Source organism: Sphingobacterium lactis, assembly GCF_051951495.1.
Classification (GTDB): Bacteria; Bacteroidota; Bacteroidia; order Sphingobacteriales; family Sphingobacteriaceae; genus Sphingobacterium; species Sphingobacterium lactis_A.
This window is the reverse complement of the sequence record NZ_JBNHAS010000005.1, coordinates 162,748-187,727: the sequence shown is the minus strand read 5'-3', so window position 1 is coordinate 187,727 and position 24,980 is coordinate 162,748. Positions and strand designations below refer to the sequence as shown.

The window sequence follows — 24,980 nt, the reverse complement described above, 5'->3', positions numbered from 1 at the left end:
AATGAAGAAATATTTACTGTTTTTATTTACACTGTTTGGATGCAGTGTTGGCTTTGCTCAGTCTTTTGAAGGAACTTGGCAAGGAAGTTTAACCATCCAGGGGATGGAATTGCCCTTGGTATTCAATTTGAAATATGATGGGGGATGGACAGGTAACATGCAAAGTCCGAAGCAGTCGAATGCTAAGATGCCCATATCCAAAATCAAAGCTACTGCCGACTCCATTTATATATCGGTAGACCCAATAGGCCTATCGTATGCGGGGAAATTGAGTGCCGATAAAAGCTTTATCGATGGTCAAATTAAGCAAGGAGGATTAAATGCCCCAATGAAAATGGTTAGACAGACGGCAAACAATGCTGTGAAGTCGACAGAACTCAAAAGAACACAAAAGGTGAATGCTCCTTATCCTTATGATACGTTGAATGTTAATTTTGAAAACACAGTGGATAAGGTAACCTTAGCAGGAACATTGACCAGTCCAAAAGAAAAAGGACGTTATCCGGCGGTTATTTTAATATCAGGTTCAGGTCCTTCTGATCGGAATTCAAGTTTCTATGGTCATGAACCATTTAAGGTGTTGGCGGATTACTTGACTCGTCAAGGAATAGTGGTGTTGCGCTATGATGATCGAGGAATAGGAGAGTCAACAGGCGATTATAAATTGGCTACAACTGGTGATTTGAGCAAGGATGCCTTAGCGGGACTGAAATATCTTCGCAAACAGGCAAATGTTGACCCAAAGAAAGTAGGTATAATAGGGCATAGCGAAGGAGGATTGATTTCCTTGTTATTGGCTGGACAACGTGTGGCTGGTTTAGACTTTATTGTTTCCTTAGCTGGTCCAGCGTTGAAAATCGATTCACTAATGATTCTACAAAATGAGGCAGTTGCCAAGTCGGTGAATCAAAAGGTCAGTCTACAAGAAATCCAACGGATTAAGCGGAATTATGAGATTGCCAAGAGTGATATGTCAACTGAGAAAGCCTTTGCAGCAATTATGGCTAACCTGAAAGATATTCCGGGTTCTCAGACTCCGGAGTTTGCTGATCAAATCGGCGTGCTTATTACACCTTGGTATCGTTATTTCTTAAAGATCAATCCAGTGCCTTTTATTCGTAAAATAAAGATTCCGGTATATGCGGCTTTTGGTGGAAAAGACATCCAGGTTACAGCTCCAGAAAATGCCGAAAGCTTAACGGATTACCTGCCTAAGAATAATAAATCGGTTATAAAGATCTATCCTGATGATAACCACTTATTTCAGCCAGCAAAAACAGGTGCTGTAGCAGAATACCCAGAAATTCCGGTTACTCTGGATCCAACATTATTGTCGGATATCAGTGATTGGATTAAAAAACTATAAGCCAATTGGGATTATAGCATATTAAGTTATAAAAAATAAGAAACGGCTCTCCAAAAGGAGAAGCCGTTTCGTTTTTCAAAGGTATTTGATAGGGTGAATGTATTACATGATAATAGGGCAAATACATGCCACAGAATTTGCTAAAGAATAATCAGAAAACTGCTGTTCGCATTTTTCTAAATCATAGAACAAATTCTTTTGTTATTATTTTATTATTGTTGATTTGTTGGCTTTTTGTTTTTCACACTAGGCTAATTTTATATCCTTTTGTTCAATTTCTGTGCCAATGTATAACATAAGGTTTTAGGATGCTGGTTGTGTTGAAACTTTATCTTAATTGTCTTCAAATGGAGATTTAATCTTATAAGGAGACAATTAAAGTATCTTAAAAAGCCTCTTTTAACAATAGGAAATTTGTTTCCACGAAAGTTGAAACCTAAAAAAGAAATAGCGTTCTTTTAAGCTTCTTAACTGAATAGGAAGAGCCTTTTGAATAAATTTTTTATTTAAAATCCTTTTGGTTTATGGTGTTGTATTAGCTACGGGCAACACTTTACCATTATAGAATTTATTGGCATTTTGTGCAAATTCTGCAACATACCTTCCCATTTCAAAAGCTAATGTCCCTGCTTGTAGGTCAGGAAATGCGGCTTCAAACATTTCGGTTTGAGATGAGCCCAATGCTAAGCAATTCACCTGGATGTTTTTATCCTTAAATTCTTCCGCTAAACACTCTGTAAGAATTGCTAATGCGCCTTTACTGCTGGAATAAGCTGCTAGTCCTGGGAACTTGGAAGACCCTTGGAAGCCACCCATACTGCTGATGTTAACAATATGACCACCTTTTGTCATTAAGGGTGTTACATGTTTTATCATGTTCACATGACCCAATAAATTCGATTGAAACATTTGTGCGAAATCCTCTGTACTGGATTCTAGAAATGGCTTATTGATTAAAGCCCCAGCGTTATTAATCAGAATGTCGACATGCTCCATTTTTGATTGGATAAATGGTACCAATGAATTTGGATAGTCATCATAAACGATATCAAATTGTGCCGGGTATAATTTTCCGCCATCGTGGTTTAGGGAACTTGCGATTTCATGAAGCTTACGCAGTTTATCCGCTGAACGTGCTAATGCAATGACGGTATTGTTTTTATTTGCTGTTAGATCTAGCACCGCCTCAAAGCCTATACCTGAGCTGGCACCAGTTATAATGATATTTGCCATATTAATCTTTTTCAAGTTCTTCTTCGACTTCTTTTGCCGAAGGTAATTTATCAGTCCCTAAGCGTTGCGGTCTGAAGAGGTAATATAATCCGCTTGAAGCAACAATTAGGGAAATGATGTAGAAAACAATGGACATGGTCAAGGATATTTCCTTGGTTAACTGAAGGTACTTGGCTAACTCGACCATGGCATTATCCCGAACACCAATAGCTCCACCTACAGAAGGAATAATTGCTGTAAGGGAAGAAATCATAAATATGAATATGTAGGGAGAGAATTTCCCGTCAAAACCTATGGAGTAGAGGATAGCGATAGCCGCAGCTGCCTGAAATCCTTGTACAAATAAGGCTTTAATATGTGTTGTCAGGAAGTTGTGTAAGAACTCCTTAAAATACAAGCGTAAAACATAGAGATAACTCAGCGTGCCGATTAAAAGTACAGAGATGGTCAAGTAATTGGGGATAGCTAATCGGGGCATGAAAATAATCAAAGCGCCAATCACCATGGCTAAGGCCCAAAGACCACTTAATCGGTCAAAGAATACAGCTCCGAGCACCTTGCGACGCGAAATATTGAAATTCTTTTTAAGGAAAAAGATCTTATAGCCATCTCCACCAATGCCACCTGGAAGGAAGAAGTTATAGAGTAATCCTAATTGATACAGTCGGAGGTTATATCGTTCAGGAAGGTTGATACCAATCGCTTTAAAGAAAGAATTTAAGCGAGAGGAGGCCATTAAAATAGAACAGATATATAATATTAGAGCCAACAAGAGGTACCAAGGGTTACTGTTTAGTATACCTACTTTAAGTTCTTGGAGTTGCTCAGGAGTAATTTTTGCACTTACCCAATAGATTGCCCCTGCGGTAATGGCTACCTTCAGCAAGGTTTTGAGTATATCCATTAATTTTTTCTTGTTCATGGATTTGGGCTTGTCAAATTAAAGTACTGGATAGATTCTGGAATACAACATGATTAGATAAAAGAGCAAAAAAGCACCGCTGAGACTGAAAAGCCAGTTGATGTCGGTTTTTTTATACTTCTCTCTGAGCATGAGGACCATCAGCACTAGAAAAATTAAAAATAAAGTTATGGGCGCAAATATAGCCCATTTATGTGGGAAAAATAGGGATATTTTGTTCAGTAAATTAGCATCTTTGCTGAAAGTGAATGCGATTCCTAGGATAAGGATGACAAGTATAAATCGGAGGATCGCCTTGGCAACGATTTTGCTTATGGTATGATTTTTGGATGTGTTGTTCATCAAAATTAGCGGCAATTTTTGTTTACTAATATACATTTAATATACTATTTTAAACTTTGTAATATGCATAAACGTATTTTTTCGTTTTTAACCCTGTTAACCTGTGTGTTAATATTGGGAAGTTGTGGTGCCCCTAAAAAGGGAGGTACTAGCGGAAGTACAGGAACTGAAACTTCTGCTCAAGGTCCGTCTGCTTCACAGTGGCGTACAGGTGTAAAAGGAAAATGGGTTTTAAATTCTGTTACTAGAGAGAATATCCCAAGTTCTTACACCATTAAGAATATTTTTGATGAGGCACCAGTGGATTGTTTCATTGGTTCCGTATGGGATCTTCCAGGTGGAAACCAACGTGGTAGCATTACATTCAATGCTGAGGGTAACCTTTGTGCCAACGGTGCAGTTCGTACCATTGTATGGTCCATATTTAACCCAGGTAAAACTGGAGGACAGCCATCTTTCCAATTCAAAAAGTTATATGCTGGAGACAAAGCAACCAATGTGACTAGCGGATACCGCTTAGACCTTTCGTATGCTGATGAGTCTGCTCTTGAAATGCGTATGCCAATTCCATTGGATAATGGTCAAGGTACTTTATTGTTCAAATTTAGCCGCGTAGCGAACTAATTTGAATTAAAAATGTAAAAAAAATGAAGCCGTAGCTAGAAACTACGGCTTTATTATTTTGTATTCTCAATCGATTGCAGTTAATTTGCGCTATATTATCCGGATATTACCACAAACAATGAGTTCAGAAGTACAAAAGGTTGCTCTTATAACAGGGATTACAGGTCAAGACGGTGCCTATTTAGCCGAATTTTTATTGAAAAAAGGTTATCTCGTGCATGGATTGAAAAGGAGAAGTTCTTCTTTTAATACCGATCGTATTGACCACCTTTATCAAGACCCGCATGAACTGGGTAGAAACTTTGTGCTTCACTATGGTGATTTAACCGATTCCACAAACCTCATTCGAATTATTCAAGAAACACAGCCGGATGAAATTTATAATCTGGCAGCTCAATCGCATGTTAAAGTTAGTTTTGATACACCGGAGTATACTGCTAATGCTGATGGCCTAGGGACCTTGCGTATTTTGGAGGCTGTTCGCCTGTTGGGATTAATCGAAAAAACAAGAATCTATCAAGCATCTACTTCAGAATTATATGGCTTGGTACAACAAGTTCCGCAAAGTGAAACTACCCCGTTTTACCCTAGAAGTCCTTACGCGGTAGCCAAAATGTACGCTTACTGGATTACAGTGAACTATAGAGAGGCTTATGCGATGTTTGCTTGTAATGGTATTTTATTTAATCATGAAAGCCCGGTAAGAGGGGAGACTTTTGTTACTCGTAAGATTACACGTGCTGCTGCCAAGATCGCTTTGGGACTACAAGATAAGTTGTATTTGGGAAATCTTTCTGCACAACGCGATTGGGGACATGCTAAAGATTATGTGGAGGCGATGTGGTTAATCCTTCAACAGGAAAAAGCAGAAGATTTTGTAATAGCGACCGGTGTAACCACTACTGTTCGTGACTTTGTTCGATTAGCCTTTGCCGAATTAGGAATTGTCATTGAGTTTTCTGGTAAAGGGGAAGCTGAAAAAGGGGTGATTATTGATCGTGAAGATGACCGCCTAGCAGAACTTGGTTTGGATCCTGAAAATATTAAACTTGGTCAAACGGTTGTCAAAGTTGATTCAAGATATTATAGACCTACCGAAGTTGATCTTTTAATTGGAGATCCAAGGAAGGCAAATGAAAAATTAGGCTGGAAACCTAAATACAGCCTTGATATGCTAGTTAATGAAATGGTTCTGTCGGATCTAAAGTTGATGAAGAAGGAGGAATACCTGAAGGCAGGAGGCTTTGATACGCTTAATTATTTTGAGTAACAGCAAGTTGGAACAGTATTTGCTACTTAAGTTAAATTATTATTAAAAAAATGTTGCGGCCCCATAATCATGTTATGAGGAGCACCATTAAGAATACGTTTATATTATCATGAAGATTGAGGAACATAAAGTAGGTAGTCCCAAATCAGTAGATGAACCGGTAGGTAAACGGGACAACTCAAAGATCTACTTTTTCATTATAGCCATTGCCGCCTTATTAGCGACGAATATATATTTCTACGTAAAGTTTAAATCATCGGGAGAGAAACTTTATACGGTTACTTTGCAAAAGGAGAATTTACAGACGGAAATTGACCGCATTGAAGCGGAATTAGATAATCTAAAAGCTCAAAATGTAGTACCCACAGAAGAATTGAATGCCGCTGAGCAAGATGCTCGTGGTAAGATTGAGGAGCTTCGCAAAGGTTTAGAAAAAGGAGAGGTTTCGGATAGAGATGTAGAAGCAGCCAAGCAAGATGTAGCCCGGTTGAAAGATCAGGTGGCAAAAATTAAGGATGAGATTACTGGATTGCGCATTAAGAATGAACTTCTTGCAGAAACTAATAGTCAATTAAAAGAGGAAGTTAATTCCAGCAACAATAAAGTGGAAGCGTTGAATTCTGAGCGTAGAAACTTGAATGATAAAATTAGCAAAGCTTCTAACTTAAAAGTATCGAATATTCATATCGCGGGTGTAGAATTGAAAAAGAGTGGCGATGTTGAATTGGAGACGAAGGCAAAGCGAATCGACAAAATGCAAATCAACTTTACCTTAGCAGATAACCCTTTAGCTGCGGTAGGTAAAAAAGATATTTATGTGCGTATTATCAATCCAAAAGGCAATCTGATTGCTGATTCAGAGGATTTGTTTTATGTACATGGTGAAAAACTTCAATATACATTTAAAGAATCAATCAACTTCTCGAACAACGGTCAAGAATATCAAATGACCTGGTCCGATGAAGGACATAAATTCCAAAAGGGCGCTTATACGGTATTGTTGTATGCAGACAATGCTATAATGGGTAGGTCTTCAATTGTGTTGAAGTAAGAGAATTAGAATAAAGATATTGCCCTTTAGGTCTTTTTTTTAAGATACATAAAGGGGATTAACCAGATACAGAAGGTCGATGTTTACATCGGCCTTTTTTGATGTGGGGATTAGATGTGAGATATGAGATGTGAGATCGCTCTGCTGTTAGATATGAGATATGAGACCGCTACGCTGTTAGATATAAATGTATCTTAAGGTGTTTGTGATTTTAGTTGTGCTGTTATGCGGTCGAAGCATGCTTCGACCCTACATTTGGGGGTATTGGCGTAAATAATTTCACGATTGTTTGTAGGGGCGATGCATGCATCGCCCGCTTTATAAACCAATAAAGAATATTTTCTATAAAGTTTGAAGTTCGTTCGGCTAGCCTCACGATGACCCGATCTTGTGGGGGGAGAACGAGACTCTTCGCTTTGCTCTGAGTTGTAAATGGATTGGGTTGTTTAATCGGTCGAAGCATGCATCGCCCGCTTAATCGCCAATAGGTCTAAATACTAACTACTTAATACTAACTACTACCCTTAGGGCTCCGCGGTCTCACATCTATCTACGCCATAATATCCGACTCCTTAAACAGAGGAAGCACGATGGTAAAGGTCGTTCCGATTCCTTGGAAGGTGCTGAAGGTAATTTCACCAGACATGGATTCTACGGTTTTCTTAACGAATGCTAGACCTAGTCCTGTTCCTGAACTTTTTGTGGTGAAGTTCGGTTGGAAAATCTTTGGAATAACATCAGCTGGGATACCCATACCATTGTCCTTCACGATGATCTTTACTTTGCCTTCTTCAGCATTTTCTAGGATGATGCTGATCAGGTGTTTCTTGCGACCAATGGATGCCTCGATGGAGTTCTTGATTAAGTTATTGAAGGTACGCAAAAGTTGATCTCGGTCACCAAAAACAAATACCTTTTCATTGTCTGTATTGTTAATCACCTTGATGTAGGTGTTTTGACTGTTATGGAAGGTATTTGCTGATTTATTAATCTTCTCAATAATGTTAATCTTAGCAAGATTGGTATCTGGCAATTTGGCAAAATTGGAGAATTCAGTTGCAATCCTGGAAAGACTATTGATTTGCTCAATAAAGGAATTGGAGAACTTATGGAATCGTTCTTCAAATCGAGGGTCATTTTCACTATAACTTCTAGAAAGCATTTGGATACCAAGCTTCATTGGAGTCAAAGGGTTCTTAATCTCATGGGCAATCTGTTTAGCCATTTCACGCCATGCATACTCCCGTTCAGTACTCTTCAGTTGCTTGGCATTTTCTTCCAACTTGACGATCATGAAATTGTATTCCTTTACTAAGGCGCCAATTTCATCATCACGCTCCCAATATAAGGGCTCATTTGGCTTATTGCTGAACATGGTCTCGGATAATTTACGTCCGATAAGATTCAATGGCTTGGTGATTGAATTAGCAACCAATACGGTTATAAAACCCATACCTAATACTATGATGGTATAGATGTTCAATAGGGTGTTCAATAATAGATTCTGACTCTCATTTTCCTCTTCTTGGGAGGTAAAATAGGGGATACTTAGAAACACTAAGGTGTTGAAATCCGTATTCTTGATCGCTGCATAAGAGGAGTTGTAATTAAATAGAACAATTCGCTCATTGATGTAAGCATCGGTTTTCTTGACAACATTGAGGGCATTGAAAGCTACTGGGTTGATAAACTTCGATACTAACTTGCTATCATAGATACGAGGTTGTGTTGTGAAATTTAATTTTCCGTTCTTATCATATAGATTAAAGTCCGTCACGGTCGTTTCTGATAGCTGGCTTACAATCTCCCGGATTTGAGATTCGGAGTCAATAGGGGAGGTCTGAAGCCTATTCTCGATCTTTTTAACGACATCGAGTATGTAATTCTGTCGTTGCTGTACCTTAGACTTTTCAAATTGTTGGTTAATACTGATGAAGGATATCAATCCTGATACCACAACGGCAAAGATTACAACACCTACAATCATGGTTTGAATCCGCGTACTATATTGGATTCTGTTAATGATAATCTTGAAATGGTATTTAATGCTGGAGACGTTAAAAGACTTCTGCGCAACTGTCATGATCACATAACGGATCGCATTAAATATCAAGAAGAAGATGTAAAGCGATAAAAATAAGAAGGAGAATATCGCTACGGATTGCCAGAATGTAAGACGAGGCGTACTCACCACTAAGGTAGAATGCTCATCTGGTTTGTAAACCACATGAAAATAACCATTGAAATCTTCTACATTGATATACTGCTGTATCTTTCCGCCGAATTGCTTATCCTTATTCGGGTATGTGAATGAGCCATTTTGTGTTAATAGATTATCATCGCGATATAGGGCAAAGCTTGATGCATTTATATGGTAATTTCGAATGAATTCAATCTTACTATCCACTAGGATTTCCGGATAAGGCAATGCTGTTCCGAATGCTCTGTTTTTAAGGTTTAAGAAGACTTGTACGACCTTATCTTCTTCTCCCTCTAGTGGTATGTCGAATTGTAGGAAATATTCGTGTGTGCCAAGCTCTGAGCGTAATCTATAGAAATGCTCCGTCTGTGGTACTTTGGTTGATTTATTAATTACCTTTTCCCTGTATTCTTCAATTTTGTCATTTGGATAGATACCTAAGGCTTGTCCATTAAAATAGTAATATCCATTGAACTCAAACTTGGAGAGGTATCCACTAAAGTAATTCGCTTTGATGTAATTGTTAATGGAATTGGTGTTGATGTGATCCGCCTGACCCTGCTGGAACATGTAGGAGAAGGACTTCTTCAGCTGCTCGTCATTCAGAATGCGGTTTTCCATATCCACAAAGAGAGCTGTGGCATTCAAGTCATCCTCTGCTTCCAATTGATTCAAGGTAATCTTCATTTCGCGCTCTACCTTGTTATGTATGCTACGCATATAGACCGATGTAGTCATAAATGCAAGGAATACCAAAGTCAAAATAAAGGTGGACATGGTCAGACTCACCTTAACCTTACTATAAGCCCTTAGCATAATAACAGCAGCCAAGAAAATGTTGAAGAAGGTATTGTCACCAATAATCAATGCATTTAGTATAATTGCTGAAACTAAAGCGATTAATTGAATGTTAAGGAAGGATGTCGTATTTGGGAGTATGGATTTCAGTATTCCAACTATAGAGTCGATGAAATACAGTAAAATTACCATATTGATACAGATGATCAATATATTCAACCAGCTATAGGATGTAAACGACAAGAGATTCGTTAAATCAAGTCCGACTGCTGAGCTATTGGTAATTAAAGTAGATAAATGGAAAAATAAGAGATTACTGATGATGTAAATACTTAGAATTCCAATTAATGCAATAATGTTGATAGCTGGGTAGCTGAGTTTTTTGAGCGGTATTTTTAGATATTGCTGAATGGAACGAATATAGAATACTAACCAAACTACAGAAATGGTAGTCATAAAGAAAGACCAAAGATTCGGTAGTATGGGGCTATAAGCATAATATTTGGGGTCAAATAATCCTAAGCTGGACTTGGAACTTAACCAGTTAGTATTTAAATCGACATAACGTGTTAGGGCCAATATAACGGCAAAGAATAGAATGGAAAACCACGGCTGACCATCCTTTGCGACCATTAAACAAATGTTATTAACTAAGATGATGAAGAATATGGATGCGAAGATCCAACACATGAATTGAATATTCATGTACACATTGTCTTGCTTACCTTCTTTTAGTTTGACCGAGAACAGGTAAGATCCATTCTTGCTGTAGACGTTCTTAACAGTTCCTGAGTCATTATATTCGGCGATAGTTAAATTATCTGTCTTGATTAACTTACTGGAGAAGATATTGACTAAATACTCGTTGTTGAATGGGAAATTGGTAATAACGGGTATTAAGGCAATGACGGTTGTTCGGTTGTTTAAGACCTTTCGCTTAAGAACATAATACCGGTTATCTGATTTATGAAAGTTAACATCGGTTTTTAGACCGTCTAGATTGACGGGAACATACGTGTTATTACTCCAAAAGATGGGTTGGTTATCTTTGTAGATGTAGAAGTAAAGTCTGTTTTTGTCGACTTGTTTTTCGGTGATCTCTAAGACTTGACTTGGATAGAGCTCCACATTTGTAAATGCTTTCATGATAGCAGAGTCTGCGAAGATCTCGTCTATCTTATCCTCATAATCGTGGAGGTTATTTGCAATGGTTCTAGTGTCTAATTCCAACATATCGTCCTTTGTGACGATATTATTGATGGTTATGGCCGTTACAAGAAAGGAAACCGTGAGTATTAGCAGCAGAAACCGTATTTTATTACCCATTCTTCATTTTATCTGAACAGTAAATATAAATAATAAAAAAGTCCTCGCAACAATAATTGCGAGGACTTTATAAAAGAAATACACTTTTAACTATGCGTGTACATCTTCTTGACGGAAGAATTTCGCTGTGAAGTATTCACGGTTCATTCTTGCGATGTTAGTTAATTTAATTCCTTTCGGACACTCAGCTTCACAAGCTCCAGTGTTGGTACAGTTACCAAATCCTTCAGCATCCATTTGGTCAACCATAGCTTGAGCACGCTCATAACGCTCGGTCTGTCCTTGTGGTAATAAAGCAAATTGAGAAATCTTAGCTGATACGAACAACATGGCAGATGCATTTTTACATGCTGCCACACAAGCTCCACAACCAATACAAGTTGCAGATTCGAATGCTTCGTCAGCAACACGTTTAGGGATTAAGATATTGTTAGCATCTTGAGGACCACCTGTATTTACATTGACATATCCACCAGCTTGTTGGATACGGTCAAATGATGTTCTATCTACAGCTAAATCTTTTAATACTGGGAATGCTGCAGCACGCCAAGGTTCAATGACGATGGTTTGGCCATCGTGGAATGAACGCATGTGTAACTGACAAGTTGTGATTCCGTATTTAGGACCATGCGGACGACCGTTGATCACTAAGGAACACATACCACAAATACCTTCACGACAGTCGTGGTCGAAATAAATAGGATCCTCTCCTTTACGTGTTAAATCTTCATTTACCACATCTAACATTTCCAAGAAAGACATATCATCAGCGATATCTTTAGCTTGGATAGTTACGAATTGACCCTTGTCGTTTATGTTTTTTTGACGCCAAATTTTTAGCGTTAAATTCAAATGTCCACTCATGATAATTCTATTGAGTAACAATAGGCCCGAAGGCCAATTGCTTATTTATAACTTCTTTGTGTTAACTTAACGTTTTCGAATACTAAATCCTCTTTGTGCAATACCTCAGGTTGGTCATCACCTTTATATTCCCAAGCTGCAACATAAGCGTAGTGCTCGTCATCACGTTTTGCTTCTCCTTCTTCAGTCTGTGACTCTAAACGGAAGTGACCACCACACGATTCATTACGGTTTAAGGCATCAACAACCATTAGCTCTCCTAATTCCAAGAAATCAGCTACACGACCTGCTTTTTCAAGAGACATGTTTAACTCCTCGTTCTCACCTAATACACATGCATCAGACCAGAACTCTTTACGTAGTTCTTGGATTAATCCTTTTGCTTTAGTCAATCCCTCAGCAGTACGAGCCATACCACAGTATTCCCACATGATATGTCCTAATTTCTTATGGATATCATCAACTGTTTTGCTTCCTTTAAGGGCTAACAATTTATTGATACGCTCTTCTACTTCTTTACGTGTTTGCTCAAAAGCAGGATTGTTTTTGTCTACTGGATTGAAGTTTCCAATCTTAGCTAGGTAATCTCCTACAGTGTAAGGAATAACAAAGTAACCATCAGAAAGACCTTGCATTAATGCCGATGCACCAAGACGGTTAGCACCGTGATCTGAGAAGTTAGCTTCCCCTAAACAGTATAAACCAGGTACAGTAGTCATCAAGTTGTAATCAACCCATACACCACCCATGGTATAGTGAACCGCTGGATAGATACGCATTGGTTGCTCATAAGGATTCTCATCAGTGATCTGGTAGTACATGTCAAATAAGTTACCATATTTGGCTTCTACCACATCTTTACCCAAACGTTGGATAGCTTCAGCGAAATCTAAGAATACCGCTACTCCTGATTTACCAACACCACGTCCTTCGTCAACCATTTCCTTCGCATTACGTGATGCCACGTCACGAGGAACTAAGTTACCAAATGATGGATATTTTCTTTCCAAGAAGTAATCACGATCATCCTCTTTAATATCTTTAGGCTTCAATTCTCCTTTACGAAGTTTCTCTGCCATTTCTATTGTCTTAGGAACCCATACACGTCCATCATTACGTAATGACTCAGACATCAAGGTTAATTTTGACTGGTGATCACCAGTTACAGGAATACAAGTAGGGTGGATCTGCGTGTAACATGGGTTTGCAAAGTAAGCGCCACGTTTGTGTGCTCTCCAAGCTGCTGTTACATTACAGCCCATTGCATTTGTAGACAAGAAAAATACGTTTCCATATCCACCTGTACAAAGCAATACTGCATGTCCTTCGTGTGCTTCTACTTTACCAGTAACTAAGTCACGAGTAATGATACCACGAGCTTCACCATCGATTTTCACTAAATCCAACATCTCATGACGAGTGTAAGATTTAACTTTTCCTTTTTGGATCTGACGGTTTAAAGCCGAGTAAGCACCTAATAATAATTGTTGTCCTGTTTGACCACGAGCGTAGAACGTACGGGATACTTGCGCACCACCGAATGAACGGTTATCTAAAAGACCACCATATTCACGAGCGAAAGGAACACCTTGCGCCACACATTGGTCAATAATATTTACAGAAACTTCCGCTAAACGGTATACGTTTGCTTCACGAGCGCGGTAGTCACCACCTTTGATGGTGTCATAGAATAAACGGAAAACAGAGTCACCGTCATTTTGATAATCTTTCGCGGCGTTGATACCTCCTTGTGCTGCGATAGAGTGAGCACGTCTTGGAGAATCTTGGTAACAGAAAGTTTTTACATTGTAGCCTAATTCAGCTAATGAAGCCGCAGCAGATGCACCCGCTAATCCAGTTCCAACAACGATAATGGTAAACTTACGTTTGTTGGCTGGGTTAACCAGTTTCATCTCAAATTTATGTTTTGACCATTTTTCGGCCAATGGGCCTGCAGGTACTTTTGAATCTAACATATTCTCTATATTTATTTAGTAGACCTCGTTTTTCACTCGGTCTTTAAATAATCTATTTTACAAAATAAAAATACAATGGCATCGCCGCAAATAGGATAGGGATGATGATACCAAACACCCAAACACCAATTGCTCTGATGATTCCGTTGTAACGTCTGTGGTTAAAACCAACCGTCTGAAACGCTGATTGGAAACCGTGGATCAAGTGGAATGACAATGCTGCCATACCTAATACATAAAGACCTACCAAAAGTGGATTTTGGAAAGTTACCTCTACTTGCTTGTACAAGTCTTTCGTCTTAATAACTTCGAAACCTGCATCCACATACTCACGGTACTCCGTGTAATCTGCTGGAAGTGCGTCTTGATTGTTAATCTGTCTAGCACCTGTAGCCAATTCTGTTTGGTATTCTACGTAAGGTGTAGTACCAAATTTGTATTGGAACCAGAAGTTTTGCATGTGTGTAACAATGAAAACTAACAATACCGTTCCTAAAATCCCCATGTTACGAGAATTCCACGCGCTGTTTGCTTTGCCGTCGTATTGGTTGTATCCAATTGGTCTTGCTGCTTTATTCTTAGTAGTTAAGATCAATGCGTATACGGCATGAACGATAATGGATAGATAAAGTAGATAGGAAACTACTTTAATCGGGGTAAAGTGGGTCATAAAAAATGCGTATTTGTTGAACGCATACCCCGCATCATCTTTGAAGAGTTGTAAGTTACCAATCAAGTGAACTATTAAGAACGTACATAAGAACAATCCTGTCAAGCTCATGATTAGTTTCTTCCCTAGTGAAGATGTTAATACTGGCTTTGATTTACTCATTATTACTATGAATTTAATTTAGTTTCGCAAATCTATCTATTTGACGACACATAACACGATTATATGTTCAAAATTGCCCTAATTTAGAATGGTTCTAATTTCAATGTAAAAAATAAGGCCTGATTTTAATAAATCAGGCCAAATACTTTGTCTTTTAAATTTCTTTTATAAGAAGGCATAACCAATACCTATGGACCACATGCTAACTTTCTGTGATTTGTCGCTATTTTGGCTGATATTACTCAATCCGTGCTCATAACGTAAGTCAACAGTGAAGTTTCTGATGTCAGCTCCAATACCACCGATAATACCGGTAGATGATTTCTTATAATTGTCGATATCTGTAGCAGATTTAAAATCTACTTTTCCATCTTGAGCAAAAGAGAATACTGGTCCTGCTTGGATACGAACGCCCAAAGGACCTAATCCAATTTTTGTACCTAATAAAATAGGTAAGTCCATGCTCTTTAAAACTGCTTCTCCATTCTCGCCATCTTCATCTTTAAAGCCAGCTTTTTTCTGAGAATAATATAATTCCGGTTGTACGTGGAAGCCAGCAGCTCCTACACGACCCCAAACACCAATCTGGTAACCAGTCTTCGTGTCTGAGTTCAACCATTTGCCATCTGATTTAAGGCTGGAAAAATTCAAAGCACCTTTGATACCTAATTTTAAGCTCGGTAACAATTGAGCGTGACTGAACTGCACACAAAATAGTATAGCAGCAAATCCAAGTATAATTTTTTTCATCTTAAAAATTTATATATTTACTATTTCCAATTACTAAAGTAATAAGATTTTATCAAATAAGCGTAAATGAGCATGTATAATTTTAAGATTCAAGCCTCAGACTGGGAGATATTAAAAATCAAATTGAAACGTAAGTACAACACCTTATCGGATGCAGATTTGCAATATCAAGAAGGTCAAGAAGAGGAATTATTAACCCGATTAGCAAAGCGCCTTCACCGTAATGTAGATTATGTGATTTTTACATTATCCAAAGAGTTAGTTGACTTAGATTCCAATCGTTTATAATGGATTCAAATTTAATTTCTTGGTCAGATTTTGAACAGGTAGATTTACGAGTGGGAACTATTTTGGAAGTAGAAGATTTCCCAAAAGCAAGAAAACCTGCCTACCAATTGACCGTCGATTTTGGAGCTGAAATTGGAATTCTAAAATCCTCCGCCCAAATCACAGTTCATTATTCCAAAGAAGTCCTTGTCGGTAGACAAGTTGTCGCAGTAGTGAACTTCCCAAAGAAACAAATAGCCAATTTCATGTCGGAATGTTTGGTAACTGGATTTGAAGATGAAAACGGAGATATTATTTTAACATCAGTTGAAAGAAAAGTTCCTAACGGCTCAAAATTAAAATAATGAAGATTTATAATTTCGAAGACGATCCTTTATCTGCCGTACCTAACATTGATGAGCAATATATGCAGGAAGCCCTAAAGCTGGCTAAGCGGGCATTAGCTGAAGATGAGATTCCAATCGGGGCAATAGTTGTAGCCAATGGGAAAATCATAGGTAAGGGCTACAACCTTACTGAGAAATTAAATGATGTAACTGCCCATGCAGAGATGCAGGCTTTTACCGCTGCTGCCAATTTCCTTGGTGGCAAATACCTCAAAGACTGCACGCTATATGTGACTATTGAGCCATGTGTCATGTGTGCTGGTGCTAGTTACTGGACACAGATTTCTAAAATCGTATATGGTGCTAAAGAACCTAAGCGTGGCTATTCAACAATTCACGATAAAATACTTCACCCAAAGACTACCGTCGTTTCTGGCGTTTTGGAAGAACAATGCAAAGAATTGATGACTTCATTTTTCAAAAATAAGAGGTGATATTACCTTAATATGGCAGTTCTTCCAAACTTTAGCCCTCTAAATTTGTTATATTCGTACAATCATTAAAAACAACATAAAATAAAATATTATGGCATTTCAATTAGAAGCGTTACCCTACGCAAACAACGCATTAGAACCACATATTGATGCATTGACCATGGAAATCCACCATGACCGTCACCACCAAGCGTATGTAGATAACTTGAACAAAGCGATCGCAGGTACAGAAGCAGAGAATGCTTCCCTAGAAGATATATTGAAAAACGTAAGCAAATACAGTGCTGCTGTTCGTAATAACGGTGGTGGTCACTTCAACCACAAATTATTCTGGACTATCTTAGGTCCGAATGCAGGTGGTGAACCTACTGGTGAATTAGCACAAGCAATCAATGATACTTTCGGTTCATTTGATGAATTGAAAAAGAAACTTCAAGAAGCAGGAGCTACTCGCTTCGGTTCTGGATGGTCTTGGTTAATCGTAGGTGAAGATGGTAAATTAGCAGTTACTTCAACTCCAAATCAAGATAACCCATTAATGGACGTTGCTGAAGTTAAAGGAACTCCAATCTTAGGTATTGACGTTTGGGAACATGCTTATTACTTAAAATTCCAAAACAAACGCCCAGCATACTTAGAAGAAATCTTCAATGTCATCAATTGGGATGCAGTAGCTGAACGTTATGCACAAGCTAAAAATGCTTAGTTTATTCTAAGTTTTTATAAAAAGAAAGCGGGTTAAGAAATTAACCCGCTTTTTTATTGTTATGAATCCTCGTTTTTCCATAAACAACAGTACAAAATCTTTTTTTTAATTCATACTATCTAACAGCGAAGCGGTCTCAGATCTCATCTCAACCTTTCCTAAACCCTTGTATCTGCTCACCGTTTTCTTTGATTAGATCGACTTGAAGTTGTTTTCCTTGAGCTTTAACCTCAATGTATGTGCGGTTACCTGCTTTGGGACCTCCACCGATGAGAACATAATAGTTGTGCTCATTGTCGGGAGCATGGAAGGAATATTTATGGGTATGGCCAGAGATGACAGCATCGACTTTATTGTTCTGTAGAACTTCATGAAAGCATAATTTATTATGCTGGGTTCCATGCCAATCATCCGAATGATGGAAAGGAATATGTGTCACGACAATGGTATGTTTTGCAGCTTTGCGTTCTTTGGATTTCAATACCTTTTCTAACCAGGCTTTTTGTTCCAATCGATAGTGATCATAGTCTACAGTTCCACCATATACTTCATGCTCATCAGGTTTATCTTCACCACTATCCAACACAATCCAATAGATTGGACCCATTTTGAAGGAATGGTAGAATTTATTCTCTGGGTAATCAAAGTATTGTTTAAAATCTCGTGCAAATTTACCTCTTGTCTCATGGTTTCCTCTAACCATCACAAATGGCGATACACTAGCGAAGCTGGCTGTAACAGGTTGAAGAAGCTTTTCTGTCAAATCCTTTGCCGTAGTAACATAATGGAAAGAATCCCCATTTAAAAAGACCAGGTCTTTCTTCGCCAATTTACTTTGGTTGTAAAGTAAGCCATAGCTTTCTTTAGTTTCGTGAATATCATTTAAGATCAAACAGCTAATCTGATCTTGATTAGATTGCGGTAATTGAGCTGTAAAATCTGCCGATTGAATCTGCTTACCATATTCTATTTTATATGGGTCAAATTTGGTCACTTCTTTAGCCACTACTCGGTACTTTAACTCAGAACCATTTCTGCGAACTTTAAATTTAAAATGTTCTACATTGGCATTGCGCATACCATCTTCAACTTGATAAATGGTCTCCAATACTTTTCCATTAGCATCTAAGCGTTCCACCCATGCAAAACATGGCTTCGTAAATATACTACAGATGGTTACATGGTCAGTTAGTAAATTCTGTAGGTAGGGGGCAGCTGCAAAGGCGAATACCTCCGACTGTTCTGTCGACTCATTTCCTTCAATTTTGTGTTGATCTGTTGTTTTGGCTTGAGCGGGAATACTAGCTCCAAGACCTAATAGACCCATTCCTTTTAGGAAGTTCCTTCTGTTAAAGCTCATGATGATGTGGTTCTTTTAAACGATTGATTTAGGTTAAAATTACTGTTTTTCTTCTGCGTATTAAATAGTTAGCTATAAAAAATATTAGGCAAAAAAAATGGGCAACTGTAATCAGCTGCCCATTGTATGTAAATGTCAAGTTAAACTATTCTTCTTCTTTATTGATCGATTGATCTAAATCTTGACCAGTAACTTCTGCACGGATTTTAGTTTCCAATTCATCCATTAAATCTGGATTATCCAATAACAAGGTTTTAACAGCATCACGGCCTTGACCTAATTTAGTATCACCGTAGCTGAACCAAGAACCTGATTTCTTAATGATGTTATATTCTACTCCTAAGTCAATGATTTCACCAACCTTAGAGATACCTTCACCAAACATAATGTCAAATTCAGCGATACGGAATGGAGGAGCTACTTTGTTTTTTACGATCTTAACTTTCACGCGGTTACCTGCTACCTCATCAGCATCTTTAATCTGCGAAGTTCTACGAATATCCAAACGAACAGAAGCATAGAATTTCAAGGCATTACCACCGGTTGTTGTTTCCGGATTTCCGAACATCACACCAATTTTCTCACGTAATTGGTTGATGAAGATACAACAACAGTTGGTTTTAGCAATTGTACCTGTCAACTTACGTAATGCTTGTGACATCAAACGTGCTTGTAAACCCATTTTAGATTCACCCATCTCACCTTCGATCTCTCCTTTAGGAACTAAAGCGGCTACAGAGTCAATCACAATAACGTCAATCGCTCCAGAACGAATTAAATTATCGGCAATCTCTAATGCCTGCTCTCCATGATCCGGTTGGGAGATCAATAAGTTTTCAATATCAACACCTAATTTCTGTGCGTAATATTTATCAAAGGCGTGCTCTGCATCAATGATAGCTGCAATACCGCCTTTTTTCTGTGCCTCCGCAACAATATGAGTAGCCAAAGTTGTCTTACCGGAAGACTCTGGACCATAGATTTCAATGATACGTCCTTTTGGAACTCCACCAATACCTAAAGCAATATCCAACCCTAATGAACCTGTAGAAATAGACTCAATTGGTTCTACCGCTGAATCTCCAAGCTTCATGATTGTTCCTTTACCGTAGGATTTCTCTAATTTATCTAAAGTAAGCTGTAATGCCTTTAATTTGTCGTTATTGCTCATATTTTTAGTATATTATTATCAAAAGTAAGGTATAGTTTAGTAAGTTGCAAATTTTATGCTAAAAAAATTAGTTTATTTATATAAACAATTTCTCTCATTCTCTTTTTTAGCCTCTGTGGCTGGTAAAACAGCTTTTACCTTATATTTTTGTTCAAAATATTTACAGAAATAAGTTATCGGACAGATCTCACATTTGGGTTTTCTAGCAACACAGATATACCTGCCATGCAAGATTAGCCAGTGATGAGCCATAGCGATGGTATCTTTCGGCAAGTTTTTTACCAATTGTTTTTCTGCAGCTAATGGGGTAGTCGCTCGACTTGTTAATCCTAGGCGATTACTCACACGGAATACATGGGTATCTACAGCCATAGCCGGATTATGATACACTACGGAGGAGATTACATTGGCGGTCTTTCTGCCCACTCCAGGAAGCTTGACTAGGTCTTCTACCTTTTCCGGAACTACCGAGTTGAATTCTTCGACAAGCTTTTTGCCCATTCCGACCAAATGCTTAGCCTTATTGTTTGGATAGCTCACCGAACGAATATAAGTGAACACCTCATCAGATGTACTTGCCGCTAGACTCTCTGGGTCAGGGAAGCGTTCGAATAAAGCAGGGGTAACTTGATTAATGCGCTTATCAGTGCATTGTGCCGATAAAATGACAGCCACCAATAATTCATAGGGATTCCCATAATTTAATTCCGTCTCTGCATCCGGATTATGGGTAGAAAAGTAGTCTACAAATGCCTTGTATCGATCTTTCTTAAGCATATACAAATATAAGGAATTTGCCTATGGGGCGAAGCATGCATCACCCCATTAAAAGGAAATATTCGTTAAACCGAAAAGAAGGTCGTCAATTCTTCCAGAGTTTCTGTCGATGTCATCAGATCTTTTACCACTTCGCCTTTTTGTAAGGCAATAATGCGATCTGATATTTCTACGGTATGAGAAAGATCATGACTGGAGATCAAGATGGTCATTTCACCTTTTTCCATTAATTGACGAATAAGGTTCTTCAAGCGGAATTGTGAACTTGGATCTAAATTCGCAAATGGTTCATCTAATATGATCAATTCAGGATTACCTATCAGTGCTCCAACTATGCCTACTTTCTTCTGGTTACCTTTGGAAAGATCACGGATATATTTGTTCTTTGCCAAGACTTCACCATTGAAGAACTCCGTAAACTGACCTACAAATTGATCCACATCCACTTTGTTTACTCCGGCTAATTCCCCAATAAAATAAAAGTATTCCTCTGGTGTTAAATAGCTAATAAGGAAACTCTCATCTACAAATGATCCTGTAAAATCCTTCCATTTTTCACTCTCATTTACCTTCACACCATTGATGCTAATGTCGCCTGTATTTGCCTGGATTAAATTCAACATCAAACTAAATAAGGTGGTTTTTCCGGCCCCATTGTTACCCACTAACCCTACGCTTTCCCCAGCTTTAATTTCTAAGTCGGCAATACGTAATACCTGAACACCATTATATTCTTTTGTCAGATTTTTTATGCTTATCATGTCTTCTTGTTTTCTAATTGTTAGCCTTTTTGTTTAAATCCCTCGAGCATGACGTAGTGCTTCTCGTTGTATAGTTCCGCCAAACCTTTAATGATAACCTGATGTAATAATAAACCGATTACACCTATTCCAATCAATACCAAATTGGCTGTGCCTTGGTCGAAGATAAATTTCATCGCATACCATATAATCATTGGTAAACCAATTAAGGGAATTCCCACCAACCATTGCGCTATGCCCATTCCTTGGTAGTTCATCATATTTCCTTCTGAAAGATCGATACGCTTGCGGTTGTATGCACCAAATAATAAAATTATAGGAACATTTACGCCCATATTGTAAATGGCACATGCCACATTCACATATAATTTATCCCATCCAAAATAAACATAAAACGTACTTAGGATGGTGAGCACTACGACAGAGAGATACATAAGCAGTGCTTTGGATTGCAGATACCTGACCATACTAATTGGACGGGTTTTAAAAAATGCAAAATAGGAACTATCCCAAGCAGGGATATATTGACCAAAATTGATAATAAAAATTCCTGTAATAAAGATTCCCACTAATACCAACATGCCTGTTCCATTGTATTTTGGCGTGAAATAGAAAAATAGGCCATATGCTAAAAAAGCTAGACATAGTAGAACCGCATTTTTTGTTCTTTTATTTCGCCATATAAGCTTTAAGTCCAATTGTAAGAAGGGAGATAAATCTCCGAAACGACTAGTCCAACTTAAATCCGTTGTTTGCACTTTAGACTCTTTGGTTTCCAAGTAGGCATCTAGATAAAGATTGTCTTTGATACTCTTAAATGTAAGGAGGTAGCTAAAGACCGCGAGCCCAATAGGTATAATAGCCAATACAGGATAAACTAGGATATAGTCGAAGAATTGACCAAAGAGATTGGAAATGGAAAAGACCTTAAAGTATTCCAATGCTACTAAAGCAATACAGACAACAATGAACGGTATGATGGCCTTCAGATTAGAGGAGTATCGCTTCTGTATCCAAATGTTAAGGTAATTGATAGAATAAATCATCGCAATAACAGCAATTAACCAAGCAATTAAGGATGTTGCACTATAATCTGTTTTGCTTAAACACACAATGATGAAAGGAATGGCAGCTGCTGGCGTGAGTACATTGAAAAAAGAATAGCTCGACTTTGCCATTAGGAAATGGACAATGCTGGTTCTGGATATTCTCTTTGTCAATAGTGGTTTAATCTCAGTTACCGGAAGATTCTGCATCAAAAACCGAAGAATAAATTCACCTAAAAACCAAAACAATAGAAAATCATTAACAAGCAATAATGGTTCTCCTTGCGGATTTAATTCCTCCATCAAAAAATAGAGTCCAAAGCCAAGTCCTATAAAACTTAATAAAAAATAGACGGCCATAAAACCCATCAAAATTTTAACTCCCAAGCTTTTGCCAAAACTTGCTGATCGGAAAAATGATTTCCATTCTAAGGATAATAAGCGTCGAAACATAGGTTTTATTAAATTAGATAATAGATTAAAGACAACAGATAATAGACAAAAGATGTAAGGCCACAGATTTTAGACATAGACTTTTGATCATAGATTTTGGGTCTTTGTCAAGTTGTTGGACTTTTTGGTTTTCAATGTTTAAAATACAATTATTTTTTGAACTGCTCTATCATTTTGTTTTGAAAGATGAATTACAAGAAATAATGTCTTTTTTAGGTTAGTTTATGGAAGGAGGATTTTGTTACAATAAAAAATAAAAAAGCCAAGAGAAAATTCCCTTGGCTTTCGTTTTATCTTAAATTATCGCTAATTAATCTTCTAATAAGAATGGATAACGGTAGTTCGTATCTGGATTGAAAGTTTCCTTGATAGTTCTTGGAGAAACCCAACGTAATAAGTTGATCATAGAACCAGCCTTATCGTTTGTACCTGAACCTCTAGCACCACCAAATGGTTGTTGACCTACAACAGCACCTGTACACTTGTCGTTGATGTAGAAGTTACCAGCTGCATTACGTAAGTAATGAGTAGCCTCATCAATAGCATAACGGTCCTGTGCAATGATAGAACCTGTCAATGCGTAGATTGAAGTAGTATCTACTAATTTTAAGGTTTCTTCCCATTTATTGTCATCATAAACATAAACAGTCAATACAGGGCCGAATAACTCTTCGCTTAAGGTTTCGTAATCACCTTTTTTAGCTTCGATAACCGTAGGGTTGATGTAGTAACCTTTTGATTTATCGTATTCACCACCGATCACTACCTCAGCATCTTTAGATTCTTTAGCACGATCAATGTATTTCGTGATTTTGTCGAATGCTTTCTCGTCGATAACTGCATTAATGAAGTTAGAGAAATCTTCTGTACCACCAATTTGGAAAGTCTTGATATCTCTTTCCATCATTCCTTTTAAATCTTTCCATAAAGATTTAGGAACGTATGCGCGAGATGCTGCAGAACATTTTTGTCCTTGGTATTCGAAAGCTCCACGAACTAAAGCTGTATTTAATACCTCTAAGTCTGCAGATGGGTGAGCTAAGATAAAATCTTTACCACCTGTTTCACCTACGATACGAGGGTAAGTTTTATAAACATGGATGTTTTCACCAATTGTTTTCCAGATATCTTGGAATACACCTGTAGATCCTGTAAAGTGGATACCTGCGAAGTCAGGGTGTTTGAAGATTACATCACCAGCGTCAGGACCCGATACATAAACCAAGTTGATAACACCAGCTGGAACACCTGCTTCTCTGAAGATTTCCATCAATACATTTGCTGAGTAAATCTGCGCATTGGAAGGTTTCCAAACCACCACGTTACCCATCATTGCAGCTGATGTAGGTAAGTTACCTGCAATCGCTGTAAAGTTGAATGGCGTTAATGCAAAAACAAAACCCTCTAAAGGACGTTGTTCAACACGGTTCCATACATTCTTAGGGCTGATAGGAGGTTGTTGTTGGTAAATCTCCGTCATGTATTTTACGTTGAAACGTAAGAAGTCAGCGATCTCACATGCCGAGTCAATTTCTGCTTGATAAGCATTTTTCGATTGACCTAACATGGTTGCTGCATTCAATTTATAACGGTATTTGCTAGAAATCAATTCAGCTGCTTTCAAGAAAATAGCTGCACGTTGTTCCCATGGAAGGTTTTCCCAAGCATCTTTAGCCGCTAATGCAGCATTGATAGCTTGTGTAACATGCTCTTTTGTTCCTTGATTGTAATAACCTAAAACATGTTGGTGATCGTGCGGAGGTGCAATTTTTACTTTTTTACCAGTAGTAACCTCTTCCGATCCGATGTACATCGGAATATCGATTTCAGTAGCACGAGCCGCAGCAATTGCTTCTTTCAATAAACTTCTTTCTTTGCTTCCTGGAGCGTATGAATATACTGGCTCGTTAGTAGGCGTTGGTACATTAAAGAATCCTTTTAACATAATTCAATATCGTTTTATTTATTTTTTTACGTTTATTAATTCCCAAAAGCTCATTGGTTAAGCTGTAAACCAAATAACCTTCAAGCTATTGGGTAAAAA

The 24,980-nt window shown here is 37.9% G+C and carries 21 protein-coding genes; 8 read left to right on the top strand and 13 right to left on the bottom strand.

The window, feature by feature from the left end; translation table 11 throughout:
• Position 1 precedes the first annotated feature (1 nt).
• Positions 2-1,366 (top strand): alpha/beta hydrolase family protein, encoded by a 1,365-nt coding sequence (locus ACP6L2_RS16275; protein ID WP_440510343.1) that lies wholly within the window; start codon positions 2-4, stop codon positions 1,364-1,366.
• A 522-nt stretch (positions 1,367-1,888) separates the two neighbouring features.
• Here ACP6L2_RS16275 and ACP6L2_RS16270 read toward each other — a convergent pair.
• Together ACP6L2_RS16270 and ACP6L2_RS16265 are read right to left on the bottom strand one after the other, a co-directional pair.
• Positions 1,889-2,599 (bottom strand): SDR family NAD(P)-dependent oxidoreductase, encoded by a 711-nt coding sequence (locus ACP6L2_RS16270; protein ID WP_440510342.1) that lies wholly within the window; start codon positions 2,597-2,599, stop codon positions 1,889-1,891.
• 1 nt (position 2,600) lies between these two features.
• Positions 2,601-3,521 (bottom strand): lysylphosphatidylglycerol synthase transmembrane domain-containing protein, encoded by a 921-nt coding sequence (locus ACP6L2_RS16265; protein ID WP_440510341.1) that lies wholly within the window; start codon positions 3,519-3,521, stop codon positions 2,601-2,603.
• A gap of 405 nt (positions 3,522-3,926) precedes the next feature.
• On the opposite strand from ACP6L2_RS16265, the gene ACP6L2_RS16260 reads away from it, so the two are divergent.
• From ACP6L2_RS16260 to ACP6L2_RS16250, 3 genes are all read left to right on the top strand, one after another.
• The gene (locus ACP6L2_RS16260) at positions 3,927-4,487 is read left to right on the top strand and encodes a lipocalin family protein (protein ID WP_440510340.1); all 561 of its coding nucleotides are present in this window, start codon (positions 3,927-3,929) and stop codon (positions 4,485-4,487) included.
• Between the two features lie 118 nt (positions 4,488-4,605).
• Positions 4,606-5,757, top strand: a complete 1,152-nt coding sequence (gene gmd, locus ACP6L2_RS16255) for a GDP-mannose 4,6-dehydratase (protein ID WP_440510339.1) — start codon at positions 4,606-4,608, stop codon at positions 5,755-5,757.
• A 109-nt stretch (positions 5,758-5,866) separates the two neighbouring features.
• Positions 5,867-6,808: a hypothetical protein gene (locus ACP6L2_RS16250; RefSeq protein WP_440510338.1), complete on the top strand. Its 942-nt coding sequence runs from the start codon at positions 5,867-5,869 to the stop codon at positions 6,806-6,808.
• Positions 6,809-7,358: 550 nt separating this feature from the next.
• Here the strand turns inward: ACP6L2_RS16250 and ACP6L2_RS16245 are convergent.
• The 5 genes from ACP6L2_RS16245 to ACP6L2_RS16225 all read right to left on the bottom strand — a co-directional run bounded on the left by ACP6L2_RS16245 (position 7,359) and on the right by ACP6L2_RS16225 (position 15,554).
• Positions 7,359-11,132 carry a sensor histidine kinase gene (locus tag ACP6L2_RS16245; RefSeq protein ID WP_440510337.1) on the bottom strand — a complete coding sequence of 1,258 codons (3,774 nt, stop codon included), beginning with the start codon at positions 11,130-11,132 and terminating at the stop codon, positions 7,359-7,361.
• A gap of 90 nt (positions 11,133-11,222) precedes the next feature.
• Positions 11,223-11,996: a succinate dehydrogenase/fumarate reductase iron-sulfur subunit gene (locus ACP6L2_RS16240; protein ID WP_344675151.1), complete on the bottom strand. Its 774-nt coding sequence runs from the start codon at positions 11,994-11,996 to the stop codon at positions 11,223-11,225.
• A gap of 41 nt (positions 11,997-12,037) precedes the next feature.
• Positions 12,038-13,972 (bottom strand): fumarate reductase/succinate dehydrogenase flavoprotein subunit, encoded by a 1,935-nt coding sequence (locus ACP6L2_RS16235; RefSeq protein ID WP_440510336.1) that lies wholly within the window; start codon positions 13,970-13,972, stop codon positions 12,038-12,040.
• Between the two features lie 52 nt (positions 13,973-14,024).
• Positions 14,025-14,804 (bottom strand): succinate dehydrogenase cytochrome b subunit, encoded by a 780-nt coding sequence (locus tag ACP6L2_RS16230; protein ID WP_344675022.1) that lies wholly within the window; start codon positions 14,802-14,804, stop codon positions 14,025-14,027.
• 165 nt (positions 14,805-14,969) lie between these two features.
• Positions 14,970-15,554, bottom strand: coding sequence for a porin family protein (locus ACP6L2_RS16225; protein WP_440510335.1), 585 nt, complete (start codon positions 15,552-15,554; stop codon positions 14,970-14,972).
• A 72-nt stretch (positions 15,555-15,626) separates the two neighbouring features.
• On the opposite strand from ACP6L2_RS16225, the gene ACP6L2_RS16220 reads away from it, so the two are divergent.
• From ACP6L2_RS16220 to ACP6L2_RS16205, 4 genes are all read left to right on the top strand, one after another.
• Positions 15,627-15,842 (top strand): hypothetical protein, encoded by a 216-nt coding sequence (locus ACP6L2_RS16220; RefSeq protein ID WP_440510334.1) that lies wholly within the window; start codon positions 15,627-15,629, stop codon positions 15,840-15,842.
• Positions 15,842-16,186, top strand: a complete 345-nt coding sequence (locus tag ACP6L2_RS16215; protein ID WP_440510333.1) for a tRNA-binding protein — start codon at positions 15,842-15,844, stop codon at positions 16,184-16,186. Before ACP6L2_RS16220 ends, ACP6L2_RS16215 begins: the two co-directional genes overlap by 1 nt.
• Positions 16,186-16,662 (top strand): nucleoside deaminase, encoded by a 477-nt coding sequence (locus tag ACP6L2_RS16210; RefSeq protein ID WP_440510332.1) that lies wholly within the window; start codon positions 16,186-16,188, stop codon positions 16,660-16,662. Before ACP6L2_RS16215 ends, ACP6L2_RS16210 begins: the two co-directional genes overlap by 1 nt.
• A gap of 91 nt (positions 16,663-16,753) precedes the next feature.
• Positions 16,754-17,368, top strand: coding sequence for a superoxide dismutase (locus ACP6L2_RS16205; RefSeq protein ID WP_440510331.1), 615 nt, complete (start codon positions 16,754-16,756; stop codon positions 17,366-17,368).
• A 148-nt stretch (positions 17,369-17,516) separates the two neighbouring features.
• Here ACP6L2_RS16205 and ACP6L2_RS16200 read toward each other — a convergent pair whose 3' ends face one another.
• From ACP6L2_RS16200 to pruA, 6 genes are all read right to left on the bottom strand, one after another.
• Positions 17,517-18,728, bottom strand: coding sequence for a metallophosphoesterase family protein (locus ACP6L2_RS16200; protein WP_440510330.1), 1,212 nt, complete (start codon positions 18,726-18,728; stop codon positions 17,517-17,519).
• A gap of 145 nt (positions 18,729-18,873) precedes the next feature.
• Positions 18,874-19,899: a recombinase RecA gene (gene recA / locus ACP6L2_RS16195; protein WP_344675015.1), complete on the bottom strand. Its 1,026-nt coding sequence runs from the start codon at positions 19,897-19,899 to the stop codon at positions 18,874-18,876.
• 72 nt (positions 19,900-19,971) lie between these two features.
• Positions 19,972-20,676 carry an endonuclease III gene (gene nth, locus ACP6L2_RS16190; protein WP_440510329.1) on the bottom strand — a complete coding sequence of 235 codons (705 nt, stop codon included), beginning with the start codon at positions 20,674-20,676 and terminating at the stop codon, positions 19,972-19,974.
• A gap of 65 nt (positions 20,677-20,741) precedes the next feature.
• Positions 20,742-21,437: an ABC transporter ATP-binding protein gene (locus tag ACP6L2_RS16185; protein ID WP_440510328.1), complete on the bottom strand. Its 696-nt coding sequence runs from the start codon at positions 21,435-21,437 to the stop codon at positions 20,742-20,744.
• A gap of 20 nt (positions 21,438-21,457) precedes the next feature.
• On the bottom strand, positions 21,458-22,936 hold the full coding sequence (locus ACP6L2_RS16180) for a DUF5687 family protein (protein ID WP_440510327.1): 1,479 nt from the start codon (positions 22,934-22,936) through the stop codon (positions 21,458-21,460).
• Positions 22,937-23,246: 310 nt separating this feature from the next.
• Positions 23,247-24,881, bottom strand: a complete 1,635-nt coding sequence (gene pruA, locus ACP6L2_RS16175; RefSeq protein ID WP_440510326.1) for an L-glutamate gamma-semialdehyde dehydrogenase — start codon at positions 24,879-24,881, stop codon at positions 23,247-23,249.
• Positions 24,882-24,980 lie beyond the last annotated feature (99 nt).